This window comes from Burkholderia sp. 8Y (assembly GCF_902506145.1).
In the GTDB taxonomy this organism is placed as follows: Bacteria; Pseudomonadota; Gammaproteobacteria; order Burkholderiales; family Burkholderiaceae; genus Caballeronia.
In genome coordinates this window covers 1-12,823 of sequence record NZ_LR733531.1, presented here as the reverse complement: position 1 = coordinate 12,823, position 12,823 = coordinate 1, and the positions used below count along the sequence as shown (strand labels likewise).

General features: G+C 58.3%; 16 protein-coding genes and 1 pseudogene. 8 read left to right on the top strand and 9 right to left on the bottom strand.

What is annotated here, in order from left to right; genetic code table 11:
- Positions 1-417: 417 nt before the first annotated feature.
- Both GV035_RS26105 and GV035_RS26100 read left to right on the top strand, forming a co-directional pair.
- Positions 418-936, top strand: a complete 519-nt coding sequence (locus GV035_RS26105; RefSeq protein ID WP_159838526.1) for a GNAT family N-acetyltransferase — start codon at positions 418-420, stop codon at positions 934-936.
- Positions 920-1,204: an RNA chaperone Hfq gene (locus GV035_RS26100; protein ID WP_159838524.1), complete on the top strand. Its 285-nt coding sequence runs from the start codon at positions 920-922 to the stop codon at positions 1,202-1,204. Before GV035_RS26105 ends, GV035_RS26100 begins: the two co-directional genes overlap by 17 nt.
- Before the next feature lie 253 nt (positions 1,205-1,457).
- Here the strand turns inward: GV035_RS26100 and GV035_RS26095 are convergent, their stop codons facing one another.
- Complete coding sequence (locus tag GV035_RS26095) at positions 1,458-2,417, bottom strand: chemotaxis protein (RefSeq protein ID WP_159838522.1); 960 nt, start codon at positions 2,415-2,417, stop codon at positions 1,458-1,460.
- 276 nt (positions 2,418-2,693) lie between these two features.
- Here GV035_RS26095 and GV035_RS26090 point away from each other — a divergent pair, with 276 nt between their 5' ends.
- The 4 genes from GV035_RS26090 (at position 2,694) to flgM (ending at position 5,559) form a co-directional block, all read left to right on the top strand.
- Positions 2,694-4,388, top strand: coding sequence for a methyl-accepting chemotaxis protein (locus GV035_RS26090; protein ID WP_159838520.1), 1,695 nt, complete (start codon positions 2,694-2,696; stop codon positions 4,386-4,388).
- Between the two features lie 17 nt (positions 4,389-4,405).
- On the top strand, positions 4,406-4,765 hold the full coding sequence (locus GV035_RS26085; RefSeq protein WP_159838518.1) for a hypothetical protein: 360 nt from the start codon (positions 4,406-4,408) through the stop codon (positions 4,763-4,765).
- A 44-nt stretch (positions 4,766-4,809) separates the two neighbouring features.
- The gene (locus GV035_RS26080; protein WP_159838515.1) at positions 4,810-5,031 is read left to right on the top strand and encodes a hypothetical protein; all 222 of its coding nucleotides are present in this window, start codon (positions 4,810-4,812) and stop codon (positions 5,029-5,031) included.
- Positions 5,032-5,259: 228 nt separating this feature from the next.
- Positions 5,260-5,559, top strand: coding sequence for a flagellar biosynthesis anti-sigma factor FlgM (gene flgM / locus GV035_RS26075; RefSeq protein WP_159838513.1), 300 nt, complete (start codon positions 5,260-5,262; stop codon positions 5,557-5,559).
- A 38-nt stretch (positions 5,560-5,597) separates the two neighbouring features.
- Here the strand turns inward: flgM and GV035_RS26070 are convergent, their stop codons facing one another.
- Positions 5,598-5,912, bottom strand: coding sequence for a hypothetical protein (locus GV035_RS26070; RefSeq protein WP_159838511.1), 315 nt, complete (start codon positions 5,910-5,912; stop codon positions 5,598-5,600).
- Positions 5,913-6,432: 520 nt separating this feature from the next.
- Between GV035_RS26070 and GV035_RS26065 the strand changes: the two genes are divergently transcribed.
- Positions 6,433-7,032, top strand: coding sequence for an H-NS histone family protein (locus GV035_RS26065; RefSeq protein WP_159838509.1), 600 nt, complete (start codon positions 6,433-6,435; stop codon positions 7,030-7,032).
- A 160-nt stretch (positions 7,033-7,192) separates the two neighbouring features.
- Here GV035_RS26065 and GV035_RS26060 read toward each other — a convergent pair whose 3' ends face one another.
- A complete protein-coding gene (locus GV035_RS26060; RefSeq protein WP_159838507.1) occupies positions 7,193-7,504 on the bottom strand; it encodes a hypothetical protein in 312 nt (103 codons plus the stop codon).
- 177 nt (positions 7,505-7,681) lie between these two features.
- Positions 7,682-7,934 (bottom strand): annotated as a pseudogene (locus tag GV035_RS26055) (methyl-accepting chemotaxis protein); the annotation flags it as partial.
- A gap of 1,106 nt (positions 7,935-9,040) precedes the next feature.
- On the opposite strand from GV035_RS26055, the gene GV035_RS26050 reads away from it, so the two are divergent.
- Entirely contained in the window at positions 9,041-9,904 is an 864-nt protein-coding gene (locus GV035_RS26050) for a hypothetical protein (RefSeq protein ID WP_159838505.1), read from the top strand.
- Here GV035_RS26050 and GV035_RS26045 read toward each other — a convergent pair.
- The 5 genes from GV035_RS26045 to GV035_RS29195 form a co-directional block, all read right to left on the bottom strand.
- Positions 9,888-10,322, bottom strand: a complete 435-nt coding sequence (locus tag GV035_RS26045; RefSeq protein ID WP_159838503.1) for a hypothetical protein — start codon at positions 10,320-10,322, stop codon at positions 9,888-9,890. The genes GV035_RS26050 and GV035_RS26045 overlap by 17 nt on opposite strands.
- Positions 10,323-10,399: 77 nt before the next feature.
- Positions 10,400-10,495, bottom strand: coding sequence for a DUF3717 domain-containing protein (locus GV035_RS29600; RefSeq protein ID WP_236572843.1), 96 nt, complete (start codon positions 10,493-10,495; stop codon positions 10,400-10,402).
- Between the two features lie 194 nt (positions 10,496-10,689).
- The gene (locus GV035_RS26035; protein ID WP_159838499.1) at positions 10,690-11,088 is read right to left on the bottom strand and encodes a hypothetical protein; all 399 of its coding nucleotides are present in this window, start codon (positions 11,086-11,088) and stop codon (positions 10,690-10,692) included.
- A gap of 200 nt (positions 11,089-11,288) precedes the next feature.
- A complete protein-coding gene (locus tag GV035_RS26030; protein ID WP_159838497.1) occupies positions 11,289-12,365 on the bottom strand; it encodes a hypothetical protein in 1,077 nt (358 codons plus the stop codon).
- Between the two features lie 45 nt (positions 12,366-12,410).
- A partial coding sequence (locus GV035_RS29195; protein WP_442859605.1) for a hypothetical protein occupies positions 12,411-12,823 on the bottom strand: 413 nt, incomplete at its 5' end.

Genomic DNA, 12,823 nt, shown 5'->3' with positions numbered 1-12,823 from the left:
ATGGAACCACTCGGCTATATCCCTCCCGCTGAGGCTGAGGCACACTACTACAGGCAACTCCGAAGTGCCGCTGACATGCCCGCATTAACTTAACCCAACCGGCCTCCACGATTCCCGGTGCGGTTCAATCCGGCCGCCCGTTTCCGCGATGAGTCGAACAAGCGCATGGCTGCTCCTACTTGTCCGTGCCCCCTTTTGGCTAGCGTTGCGGTTCGGCTTGCGTTCCGCCGAACGCGCTAGCCGCTTCGCGCCGGCACCCGCAGGCGTTTTTCTCCGGTGCTGAGCTACGAGGGCTTTCAAAAGCCAGCTGTTCGGAGCCGCAGTGGAACAAGCGAGCAGGCGCCGTGCGGCCACTTGGCGCGCATCTTGGCCTTAGTTTTGCTTCGGTCGAGCGAAACAACGGCTGTCGGAGCAGGCATGATGGAATCGCAGAAGTTGGTCCTCATCCGGAAGGAGGACCCCAATTCCCTTGAAGCACAAGCGCTTTTGGACGAGAGGGACGCCGCTTCCGCGTTGTTCTTCGGGGAACGCGGGCGAAGCCTTACCTTTCACGAAGAAGTCCGTTCCCCGAGAAGCACCTTTCTCGTCGTCCGAAGCGCGACCAGTTTTGCGATCGGGTGTGCGGCACTGCTTCGGCTGGAATATGGTGTCGCCGAAGTGAAGTATCTCTACACCCGGGCGGTGGGAGCAGGCGTCGGGCGCGCGCTCTTGTCGCGCATCGAGAGACACGCTACCGGGCTGGGCTACCACCGGCTGGTTCTGCTATCGCACAAGTCGGACCGCCGCACCATCTCGTTCTGTAACCGTAACGGTTTTGGTGCAAAACATCGCTGCGCAGGTACTCGATTTTCGACCGAGGAGGCGTGGTTCGAGAAGCAACTGACATCGGCAACACGCAACCGGGCCGCGATGACTGAACATGTCCACGCACGATAACGACGCTCAAACAATTTTCCTGGCGCAACTGGTGCGTGAGCGCAAGTTCGTGTGGGTCTTCCTATTAAGTGGCGTCAAGCTGAGTGGTCAACTGATGTCGTTCGACAGGTACGTGATTCAACTGGCTTCGCCGACTGGCACGCAGGCGGTCTTCAAAGCCGCCGTATCGACGGTCAGCGAACCGCATGAATTCAAACGCGACCGCCCGAGCGAGGGGCGTCCTGAGGGCGCGATTAAGCGGCAGCACCGGCGCCGCATCCAGGCTTGATAAACGCAGGCGAACTACGCGCGCCAGTCCGGTGCTCGTGTTCCAGATCCATCGCGAGGAGAGGTCGGCCGCCCCGTATGCTACAAATTTACTCGACAACGAACCAGGACGGTTCATCGCACTACGTCGTACAGCGGCATCGAGGCATCCACGACAAACGACCTTAGCGTCCTGCCCGCATCAAGCTGCCACACTGCGCTGGTTCCAATGCTGTAGGGGGATCGTCGCGACGCTTTCGGATCGGGTGCCTGATTCATGCCGCCGCCTCCGCCATGGCATTGCGCATCACCTCGGCGAGTTCTGACGCGACGAACTTTGCGACGTAGGCATTCGCGCCGACCTTTCGCACGTGCTGTTCGTTCGCCGAGCCCGACAGCGAAGAATGAATGACGACGGGGATCGATTGAAGGTCAGCGGCTGCTTTGATCTTTCGCGTAAGCGTGAAGCCGTCCATCTCAGGCATCTCGAGGTCTGTGAGCACGAGCGCAATGTCGTCGGTGACTTTGCGGCCTTCTTGAGCGGCCTTCTCACCGGCCCGTTCGAGCACTTCCCAGGCCTCTTTTCCGGTCTTCGCCATGATGAACGGAACACCCATCGCATTCAGGCTCTCCTCGATGAGAGCGCGCGCGACGCCGGAATCGTCTGCGGCCAGCACCTTCGCGCCGCGCGGTAGGTCAAGGCGTCCCGTGTTATCCACGGTGATCTCCGGCTCACTCGAAGGAAGGACGTCGCGCAGAATTTGCTCGACGTCGAGCACCTGAGCAAGCCGCCCGCCGGCATGCGCGTCCAGACGTGCGATGCTAGTCACTGCTCGGCCGGTTGAATGACCTTCTGCCGAGAGGACCCGGCTCCAGTCCAGCCGAACAATGTCATCGACCTCCTCAACGGCGAAGCCTTGCGTCGTACGCGCGAACTCAGTTACCAGGAGGATCCTGCTTTTGCCGCGACTGACGCAGCCCGTGACTGCCGCCAGATCGATGACCGGAATGATTTCGCCGCGCACATCGACTACACCGAGGACCTTGTCCGATGATCCCGCAAGCTCGGTCAACGTCGGCATCTCAACGATCTCCCGGATTTTGAACACGTTAATACCGTAGAGCTCGCGTTCCCCCATTCGAGGTGCGCTTCCCAAGCGAAAGAGCAGCAGCTCGCACATGTTGTTGCCCGCAAGCCTTACTCGCTGCTCGATATCGTGGTCGTTGTTGGTCATTCCCTGCGCCTCTGTCATCGGAAATATTTTTCTCAATATTCCTCTATCGGCAATATGCATGCATTTGTTGATGCGGGTATACGCATGAACGCCAGCCTGCGAAGCCTTCATAGAGAAATATGTACCGATAAAGTCGCACACGCCGCATTGCAGCCCAACTCCTTTGCTTAATTGCCGCCCTGCGCCTGCCGATAAGCATAGACGCCCCACTTCGAACAACGGCAGGCAGGCGCGGCTGCCGCACCACCTTCATGTCTCGCGCTAGAACCTACAACAATGAAAAACCTCTCGATTCGGGCGCGGCTTGCGCTCACCATGACTTTCCTCGGTTTGGTGCTGGCACTCTCGGTGGGCTTCGGGCTGTACGGCATCGGTGCCGTCTATGCGACGGCCAAAGACTTCTCCGCGAATTCGCTACCAGCGGTCAATGCGCTCGGCTTATCGAACAATTACATAGCACGCGCCCGGCTTGCGCTCGACCGCTATGCGTTGGACCCGACGGACCCGGATGCTGGCGGACTGGTGGCACGCGCGAATGGATTCATGCGCCAATCAGATGAGTGGTACAGCAAGTACGACGCGATCCCGCGCGGAGCCGACGAGAACGCGTTGGCGAAGACCGTCGCTAATGCGCGCGCCGATATGCAACAGGCCATCAACAGGTTCAGCGCGGCAATCGCAGCGGGCGACAAGGAAGCCATCACGCGTATCGCGTACAAAGACATGCCAACCTCATACACGCGGTGTATCGAGGCCTTTGACAAGCTGAAGGAATTTCAACTTACCGATGCCGCGCGTCAAACGGCCGAGAGCGACGCACGGGTATCGACGTTGCGCACGCTCGGCGTCCTCACCCTCCTCGTTGGCATCGCTACTGCAGCGCTCGGCTGGTTCGTCCTGCGCCGCGCCATCATGACGCCCCTTGCCGAGGCGCTGAAGCACTTCGAGCACATCTCAAACGGCGACCTCACGCAGGAAGTGTCGATCAAGACGCACGATGAAATGGGGCAATTGCTTGCCGGTGTCGCCGCCATGAAAGACAAGTTGGCGGCCACTGTAGGCACCGTCCGGTCGAGCAGTGAAGCAATCGCCAGTGCCAGCAAACAGATTGCTGCGGGTAACACCGACCTGTCTTCTCGTACCGAGGAGCAAGCGGCGTCGCTCGAGGAAACGGCCGCGAGCATGGAACAGCTCACCTCGACGGTCAAGCAGAATTCGGAAAACGCGAGGCAGGCGAGCGGCCTCGCGGACAACGCCAACGCCGTCGCCAACGAGGGCAGTGCCATCGTCGGTCAGGTCGTCGAAACGATGGCGGGCATCGAGGAAAGCTCCGCAAAGATCGCCGAGATTATCGGAATGATCGAAGGCATCGCATTCCAAACCAACATCCTCGCACTGAACGCTGCAGTCGAAGCCGCACGCGCCGGTGAACAAGGCCGGGGATTTGCGGTGGTGGCAAGCGAAGTCCGCAGCCTCGCTCAGCGTTCGTCGGCGGCCGCCAAGGAGATCAAGGAACTTATCGAGACGTCAGGTAGCCGTGTCCAGACCGGAACCGAGTTGGTAGCAAGGGCGGGAGACACGATGCAGCGCGTCGGCACCGCCATCCAGCGCGTCACCGACATCATGGGCGAGATCGCATCGGCTTCCAATGAGCAGAGCCGCGGCATCGAGCAAGTGAACCAAGCCATCTCGCAGATGGACGAGGTCACCCAGCAAAATGCGGCGCTTGTTGAAGAGGCTGCGGCAGCGGCGGGTTCGATGGAAGATCAGGCCAAGCAACTGACCGCAGCAGTTGCTGTGTTTCGCACGGCGCATGCATCCACCGTCCCAACGATGAGCAGTTTCGAGCAGCGCACGACGCGACCGTCACCTGCGACGCGAGCGCCGGCGACCACCAGCGCGGTGAAGGCGGCGGCGGCTAAGCCCGTAGCCGTCGGCGCGGCAGCTGATGGCGACTGGTCGACGTTCTAAGAGTGCAGGGCGCCTCTATGTCGCAGACGACGCAGGACCTAAGCCCGGAAGTCCATACCCCCGACCTCTGGCCGTCTAACGAAGGACGGCAGCAAGAGTTCCTGATCCGCAATGAGATTGGTGACATGGTCAAGCAACTGCATGAACTCCGCCGTCGGCTCATGGAAATCGACGGCGAGCTGGCGCGAGACGCGGTCGAGGCTGTTATCAGGGCCTGCTTTGAGCTAGACGACTTTCTCCGGTCACCTAGAACTTCGCCCAACGGCGCAGGCGCGAGAGGCTGCGCGATACGTCCACGCACGGATAGCAAACTGACGCCGCGCCAAGCCGCGCTCGCGCAGTTAGAAGAGGCGCATCAAGCGAGAATGATGGATTAACAGATAGGAAAGGCGGTCAGCGGTCGATCGTACGACACGAAGCTATGGATACAGTTGACGACCATTTCCCGTTTGACGACGACTCGTTGAGCAATGAGGCGCGGGCGTTGAGCCGCAGCGTCGAACTCATCCGCCGAGCTCGGGGACTCAAAAATCCTCGCGATTGCCCGCCGGGCACCGAGGAGTGGACAGATGTCTCCCTCGACTTCGTACGCGATTTGCGCTGGGCGCTGGGTATGAATGACCGCGACGACGCGGAAGACTGAGCACGATTGCGACAGGTGTGTCCTTGCGTCTCCATCGCGAAGCCGTCCAAATCGCCAGCAAAGCGGCAGTCACACTTTGTTTCAAACTGTTTCAATTGCTTCGGAGCCTTGTCCTGCAAGGCTTTCGGGCGATCCACGTCCAGCCTTGGGCCGCACTCGCCGGCTCTCATGGTAAAGATTTCAACGCTGCCACCGTTAAAAAGGAATCAAGTTAGCGAGGAAGAAATCATGAGAATCCAGACGAGCAGCAGCACAGACGCGTCGCTTCAGACCAGCGTACGTCCGGCAACGGCCATCGGCAAGAAGGCCGTCGACACGGTACGGAATGTAGCCGCGACCGCGAATAGTGCTGCGGTCACGCTGTCCTCGACTGCTGCATTTTTGAGCGGCCCGTCAGATATCGACACTGCCAAAATCGCGGCGATCAAGGCGGCGGTGCAGAACGGAACGTACAAGGTCGATTCCGCGGCAGTAGCCAACGGAATGTTGAGTAGCGCAAGAGATCTTCTATCAGCGGCGTCGCGATAAGCGGAGCTTCGGTGGGAGGGCACTCCGAGCGGGTATGCCTATGCTCTGCCGCCAAGATCGGACAACAACTTCCGTTCTGCCTCAGCAAGCAGAGCCCGAGCGTACTCCGAGACGTAGACACCGTCACCGTGATCCGCGCGCCCGAGAACGACCGGGTGAAGGCGTCTTGCTTCCGCAATAAACGCCAAGCGCGCGCTCCCGCAACTGAACGTCACATCGGCAACGATTTTTTCCGCCACATCGTGAATCTCGCCCACGCGCTTGTTATCGTCGGAAACGATGAAGGCCATGGCGTCGACGCCCCGGCGGGTCTGTAAGAAGGCAACGCTTGAAGCATCGATGCTGAAGGCCATGTTTGCGACTCCTGAGCTTAAGCCGAGCGGCTGCTCGGACAATCGCTCTAGGCTATCGCTCACTGGGCGTAGTCAAGCATGGACGCGACCGTCGCGGTGGGGCGGCGACACATCAGGCGTGTGTTTCCGCTAAAGACGCACGCCTCGGATGGCTGCGCGTCTGCGCGCCTCGTCGCATGAGACGGGTACCAGTCTCGCGTGCGGGAGAGGGTGGTCGCTAATCTTTCGAAACAAGCGGAAAATCCGTGACATCGCGCACCTCGAATGTTCGTTTCGGGTAAGAGTTGGTTTTACTTCACCGCCTGTTTGCAATGTCGGAACTCGCTACTGAATCTTTAGATTTACCTTCGAGTGATAACCCTTATTCCCGGCGTTGGCGCATTGCCGACGCCGTCAATGCTGACGTCACGCGACGCGGAACTGACACACGGCGGCTGCGAGTTCATTAGCCTGCGTCTCTGGGCCCTGGAAGCAAAGACGTATGGCATAGTGCGGAACGTCAGACAACCCAGGGGAGAAAATGACGACCCTCTCAAACATCGAAGAAAGGATTAGGAAATTGCAGGCTCGAGCGGACGCGATTCAAAAAAAGCAGGCCATTGCCGCCATCGCAAAAATTCACTCGCTCATGAAAGAGCACGGCCTGACAATCGACGACCTGACAAATCGAGGTAGAGCTGGCGCGGCAAAGGATTCGGCCAACGCTGAGCTAGCTGCGACCGGCAAATATCGTGATCCGAAGACGGGCGCGACGTGGAGCGGCCGAGGCCGAGCGCCGGCGTGGATAGCGAACGTTAAGAATCGTGCGAGATTTCTCATCTCTGCCGCAGTCGAGGCTAACGATAGCCACTCGGGCAAGCGCAGCGGGAACTACCCTCGCGGTCCCCAACCGGCGAAGTACCGGGATCCCAAATCGGGAGCCGAGTGGAGCGGCCGCGGCAAGGCGCCGGGATGGTTGGCATCGGTGAAAGACAGGACCAAGTTTCTGATCTCCACTGCTGATATCAAAACGGCTGGCACTAAGAAGCCGAAGTTAGAAACGAACGCGACGCGGGCGCGCTCCACTAAGGCCGCAAAGACGCCCAACGCGGCAAGGGCCCCCCGCGCGAAGCGGACATAGTCGCGCAGGGTGGGGCGTCTTTTTTCTTCAGAGAAGGCCAAGCCGTCAGCGGACCGCTCGCCAACGCCTGCTTACGTGCCGGCCTTGAAGACGGCCATCGTTGCGCGCAGCGTTTCGGAGGTTGACCGCCGGAGATTGTGCCAATGCGTCAGGCGAAAACCTAGTCGGTCGAGAGTCGTGACAAAAGCACCTTCTCGGCGTCAGCGAGGAGGATGCGGGCGTACTCCGAGACGAAAACATCGTCTCGGTGATCTGCGCGCCCGAGCACCACAGGGTGAAGGCGTCGTGCCTCTGCAGCAAATGCAGCGCGCGCGTCCGGGGAGGTGAAGTCGACGTCGGCGACGATCTTTTCAGCTACGTCGTGGATCTCGCCGACGCGCTTGCCGTCGCTAGTAAGGATGACAGCAGTTGCGTTAATGCCGCGGTGCGTTTCTTTGGAGACGATGCTCGAAGCGTCGATGCTGAAAGCCATGTGGTTGAATCCTGATGTTGCGGCCAAGCAGGATTGCTTGACCAGTTCCCCTCAGGCTACTGCCCGCTGGCAGAAATCAAGGCGGCAGACTCGTGGCGTTCGTGACCGGGCAAGTGGAAGGTCGTCGCCTTCATGCCCGGTCGCTATGTCTCGTGACAGGAGCGCCTACGGCCGACCTTACGCTACGCGAAACTGGCCAACGCCGCTTGCCAGTTCGTTGGCCTGCGTATGAAGCGCGGAAGCTGCGGCCGCCGACTGTTCCACCAGCGCCGCGTTTTGCTGCACCGTCTCGTCGAGCTGCGCCACCGCACGGTTCATTTCCTGGATGCCGCGCGCCTGTTTGTCAGCCGCGTTCGTTATTTCGCCGATGATCGGTGACGCTTGAAACCCGGCCTACGATATCCGTCATCGTCTCGCCTGCCTGCTGGACGGGCACGAGCCACGCGTCACGTCGGACCCGTCGGTGGATACGGCGGCGAGAAAGCGCTCGCGGCCTGTCCCTCGTGATCCTTGCCGTGACATCGGGCGCAATTGGCGATGCGCACCGCGCTCCATACATCGTTGAGGGACGGCCGCCCAACATTTTGTTTCAAACCTCGAGAGCGCTTACCGTCATCCGCGGGTGTGCGCCGGGCGTTTATAAGCCCTGAAGCACAGTACAAGTGATCGCGAGTCCTCAACCGGCGACGCATATCAGTCGCCAGCAACCACTAGGCTACAGGGAAAATAGAATGAAATTGAAAGCATTGACGTTGGTTGTGGCAGCGCTTGCTGCGGCAACCGTTGGGCAAGCGCAAGCCGTTGGATGTTTGGCGGGCGCAGCTGTTGGCGGTGTTGGCGGACACTATGTGGGAAAGGGACATGCCGTGCTGGGCGCTGTAGGGGGATGTGTAGTAGGCCGTCGCATTGCGAATAAAAAAGCAAAAGAGGACGCCGCTGATCGAGCGCAAGCGCAAGCGCAGCCTAGCGCGCAATCTCAGCGCACCGCACAAGCTGTCAACTCGCCCCAATAGCCGCGCTGCACTCGTGCGTCCGCCAGCGCACGTGCGCACCGTCGGTACTCGGGCATAGGGCCTATTGCGATCTTCGGCAACCGGCCAGTTTCTGCCGCTCGCCTGAGTTGCAGCGCGGCCACTCGAACGGCTGGTTCAGTTCGAAGCACGCCCGACGCGCAACCCGCGCATATTGGCGTATCCGACGTTCGGCGATCGCGGTACGTCGGTTGCATGTCAGTTTGCGGCGATTCACGAACCGGCGTTAGAGAATAGCGCATCACGCTGTCAATGAATCGGTCTTCCTGGCCCGAAGCGGATCTTAAGATCTGCCGAAAGCGGCCGTAAACGTGCCATACACATGCCTCTCGATAGCGACCTAGGATGACAAACTTCATAAGACCATGCCGATTGTTCGTCACAGCCATCGCGCTAGCAACTGCATGCCATGCGACGTGGCCTTTAGCCGACTCCGCCGCTTGAGAAGAAGCGTTTGGTTGTATCAAGCAGTATTCCAATAGGCGGTTGAGCGGGGTAAGTAAATATGACAAGCGACGCACACCTCTTTTTCACACCGATTGATGAGCATGGCGATATTCGGCAAGGCGATGTGATTTGCAAAAAAGGCTCGGACGGGCTAGATGGATTCGAGTACGGATTGATTGCCAATGCGGATTGTGACCTGGCGCAGAGGAAGAACGGAAACAGCTTCACGTGGCTGAGAATAATCGGCTTAAATCAATACTACGATGAATGCTGGGCGCCCGAGAAGGCAGCGAAGCTACTTGAAAAGCAGGCTAAAGGGGTTCTAAGCGCGGTAAATGCGCAAATCAACCGGCTCGACGGCAGTTTGCGGAGCCTCGACGAAGAGCGCCTTTTTTCGTGGATCATCGGTTACGGCTTGGAGAGTGTTCTCGCGGCGTTGGTGTCATCAGAACATCCTGTCACCGAAGACATCAAGGTCAAACTCCAGGCGGTCGATTTACTGTTGGAGCGTGAGGGACGAAAAGTTGGCCTGCAGCAAGTCATGGAGGCCGCGCATCTCTTCAAGCACAGTGTTGATACGATGAAATCCGATATGGAAAAGGCGTTTTCCAATGCAGGAGGCTTCCCGGATTATTTCGTTTTGCCTGAATTGCCGTTGACCGCGGGTATAGGCTTTGTGGTCTTGTTACGCGCAATGTCCGTTGTATCTGCGGACGATGTCTATAAGACAGAATTGGAGGCCCGTTTAGCAGATGCGCCTGACGCATTTTACAGGATTGGTAGACTGAGCGACCGGGTTAGGTACGGGATCATGCAGAAGTTAGGATTTTTATTCATGAGAATTGGTGATCATCCACAATATGAGTCTGCATGCAAGACGAGTTACGGCATTGTGATTGATGACATCATTGGGGCAAAATAATGATAAAAGCCATTACTATCGACCAATATGCGCTTGCGGTCTTGGATCGTGCCTTTATTGAAGATTCGTGGGTTAAGAGATTCGACATCCCGTCAAATGCAGAAGGTATTCGACGCGTCGCGTCAATGCCGAAATGCTTGCTGATTGCGTCGCAAGCATGTACGAGCGCGAAAGACACTTGTTCTTCCTCGTCTAAGCCTTTGCTCTTAGGCCAGAAATAGCCCGCGTATAGGACGTCGCCGACTATTTCAGTTGCCACCCAGTCGGTGAGGTCTTCTTCGAACGCTCGCGTGTCGCTCCTGGCTGACGCAAACATGCGCAGCGCGTCCGCCTTCGATACCTCTCGCGAATAGATCTCGACGCGTCCACCGCCGGCCACCGCGTCGACCCACAGCAAGGCGCTACCGGCGGTTGACATGTTTGCGCCTCCTCGACGGGATCAAAAAAGTTCCTTCTGGGCGAGCGCAAGGCCTATCGCTTCGTTTTGTTCTGGCGTCAGGTTTTTGCTTCGATGCGCTCTCGTTGATGATAGATCATCGATCCATACACGTCCGCCAGTACCCTCGCTCTTGGGCAAACAGCGAACGCGATCGCCAGTAGTTAATGGCATTCTCAATATCAGTGACCGTGTACTCGTTCGTCCCTGCTAGCTGCCGTTGCTCGATCAACTCCGGATGATATCCCTCTTCGTCGGGTCCTGCCGCCCAGGGCCTCGACGAGCGCATCCGATTTTTTCGGTTGAGCGTGAGGGCAACGCCTTTGGCAAAGAGATGGACGACACCGTGCTAGTGCCTTACTTCGCCTTGCAACTCGATGGCCAATTCCGCAGCCAACGCAGCCTGCACGTCTCCATGCTTTTCGCGGAACGCTTCGGCACCGGCTAGAAGTTCCGGATGGTCATTAAGGAACGAAGCCAGTCCCGCGTCTCTCGCCGAACTGAGCGCGGCCACGTTCGCCGGTTCTAGCGCGCGCTCCAGCGTTTCGGCGTCGATGCCAAAATGCGCGCTGATAGCAGCGACCGCGTGCAAAATCGGGAACGCTACGTCCTCATGCGCGTCTTTGCCGCCCTCGACGAAAAAGTAGCCTGCGCAGAGCAGGTCGCCCTTAACCTCGGCCGCGACACGCGAGGCAAGATCGTCCTCAATTGCTCGCTTGTCCTTGCTAGCGGATTTGAACATCCGCAACGCTTCTTCCTTCGTCGCATCGCGCGAATAGATTTCGACGCGGCCCGTTCCGGGGCGTTCTAGCTGGACATAGATGGTTGCATCGTTAAAGCTGGACATACATTGCTCTCAAATTAAAGAATGGTTTTGGACTGCGGCCGGTTTCCCAAGCGCGTTTTAATCGCTGAAGATGGCAAGCGTGTCGACCGGGGATTAAAAAATTAGAAGCCGTTGTTGGGGTCTCCGAATCCGCCTTGTTGCATCGGCGCGTGAAAGTCGTTGGTATCCGTGCCGTACGTGTTACCGTGCACGTCGACGCTTCCATGGCCGCCTACCATCGGCAAACCATTTGCGGGATTGATGGGCGTTTGGCCTTCGAAATTCCCTTCTACATCAACCATCCCGACCATCGGCAGGCCAGTTGCGGGATTGATTCTGGTGAGCGCACCGTCATTTTGTCCGTCCTGTCCAGCTCGTGAGGCGGCGACGCCCGGCTGGGGTTGCTGCTGCGCGTGCTCTGCAGTTCGAGCGCGCACGCCGTTTTGAAATGATCTGAACTGTTCCGCGCTCATCTGGACTTTCATCAAAGGCGGGTTTTTGCGACTGTAGTTCCAGCCGGATACCTTTCCCCATATCCACGCGATGACCAAGTGAAGCATCGCGATCGCTGCGCCGAGCATTGCGCCCATGAACAAGTCGTCGAACTTGATGTAGCCGATTGCGAGACCCACGAGCCACCAGTACCAGTACTGGAGCGAGCGAATAGCGATAAGCACGATAACAATACCGGCCGCGATTTTCAGCAACGTCATAAACCGGTCAGTTTTTGTCTGCGCCACCGCTTCGTATACTACCGAGACCCTCCCGCCCTTATGCGTCACCGTAGCTTGAATGTCGTCCTTGGTGAACACCTCGGGCCCGCTGGGGGACACATTGGAAGCAGAGGTACCGCTTGCCGACGCAGCCGTCTCTTCCGCTTTACGAGCGAACCCTTGCAGGGTGCCGCTCTTTTGAGCCTTACCGTCCAGCGTGATGCTCTTCAACTTGTGATCGTCAGGCGAGAACGTGGCGCGGAGAGTGTACACACCGCCGGCAACCCTCGCGTTCTTAACTATCCAGTCGTTGCCGTCCACATATACCTGGCTCGAAGAGAACGCCTTTTCGAGCTTATCGCGCACCGTGTTGGCGTAGTCCTCGCCGAACTTGTAGTCGGCGATATTAAATTCCGCAGCATGCGCGGAGGTCACCACAAGCGCACTGACAATTGCCGCTAGCAAAAAACTGAAAAACCTTTCCAACGTAACCCCTCTAGATTTTGGCCTTTTCGGTATCGAAGTGCCCGTTCAAGCTGCTTGACGGCTCTTTAATAGTTGTTTGATCCCGTCGCGAGTAAGGCTGGGGGTTGCTGCCTTCGCCGACACGATCTCCGTCAGCTCATCGTCCGAGTAAGCCGCGAGAACCGCAAGTTCGCCGGCATTGAAAAGCGCCTCCATCTGGGCTCGATATCGTGAGTCGACGAAGCGCTCATAGACTCGCCCGTATTGCGCGGTAGTCGTCTTCGATAGGCCAAATTGGTTTTTGGCGTATTCGAGAAACGCTGATGACCTGCCCTGGAATTTTCGGACCAGTTGAAACTTGAGAGAATGGCTTCCTACGGAGAGAAGGAAGTCATGAAGAAGAGCCGGTTTACCGAAGAGCAGATGGTCACGATCCTGCGGGAGGCGGACAAGGCGCCGATTGCCGATGTCGCGAAGAA

Bases quoted from the DNA above. Each gene is read 5' to 3' on its own strand.
- GV035_RS26105 (WP_159838526.1), top strand. From the start codon at position 418: ATGATGGAATCGCAGAAGTTGGTCCTCATCCGGAAGGAGGACCCCAAT.
- GV035_RS26100 (WP_159838524.1), top strand. From the start codon at position 920: ATGTCCACGCACGATAACGACGCTCAAACAATTTTCCTGGCGCAACTG.
- GV035_RS26095 (WP_159838522.1), bottom strand. From the start codon at position 2,417: ATGACCAACAACGACCACGATATCGAGCAGCGAGTAAGGCTTGCGGGC.
- GV035_RS26090 (WP_159838520.1), top strand. From the start codon at position 2,694: ATGAAAAACCTCTCGATTCGGGCGCGGCTTGCGCTCACCATGACTTTC.
- GV035_RS26085 (WP_159838518.1), top strand. From the start codon at position 4,406: ATGTCGCAGACGACGCAGGACCTAAGCCCGGAAGTCCATACCCCCGAC.
- GV035_RS26080 (WP_159838515.1), top strand. From the start codon at position 4,810: ATGGATACAGTTGACGACCATTTCCCGTTTGACGACGACTCGTTGAGC.
- flgM (WP_159838513.1), top strand. From the start codon at position 5,260: ATGAGAATCCAGACGAGCAGCAGCACAGACGCGTCGCTTCAGACCAGC.
- GV035_RS26070 (WP_159838511.1), bottom strand. From the start codon at position 5,912: ATGGCCTTCAGCATCGATGCTTCAAGCGTTGCCTTCTTACAGACCCGC.
- GV035_RS26065 (WP_159838509.1), top strand. From the start codon at position 6,433: ATGACGACCCTCTCAAACATCGAAGAAAGGATTAGGAAATTGCAGGCT.
- GV035_RS26060 (WP_159838507.1), bottom strand. From the start codon at position 7,504: ATGGCTTTCAGCATCGACGCTTCGAGCATCGTCTCCAAAGAAACGCAC.
- GV035_RS26050 (WP_159838505.1), top strand. From the start codon at position 9,041: ATGACAAGCGACGCACACCTCTTTTTCACACCGATTGATGAGCATGGC.
- GV035_RS26045 (WP_159838503.1), bottom strand. From the start codon at position 10,322: ATGTCAACCGCCGGTAGCGCCTTGCTGTGGGTCGACGCGGTGGCCGGC.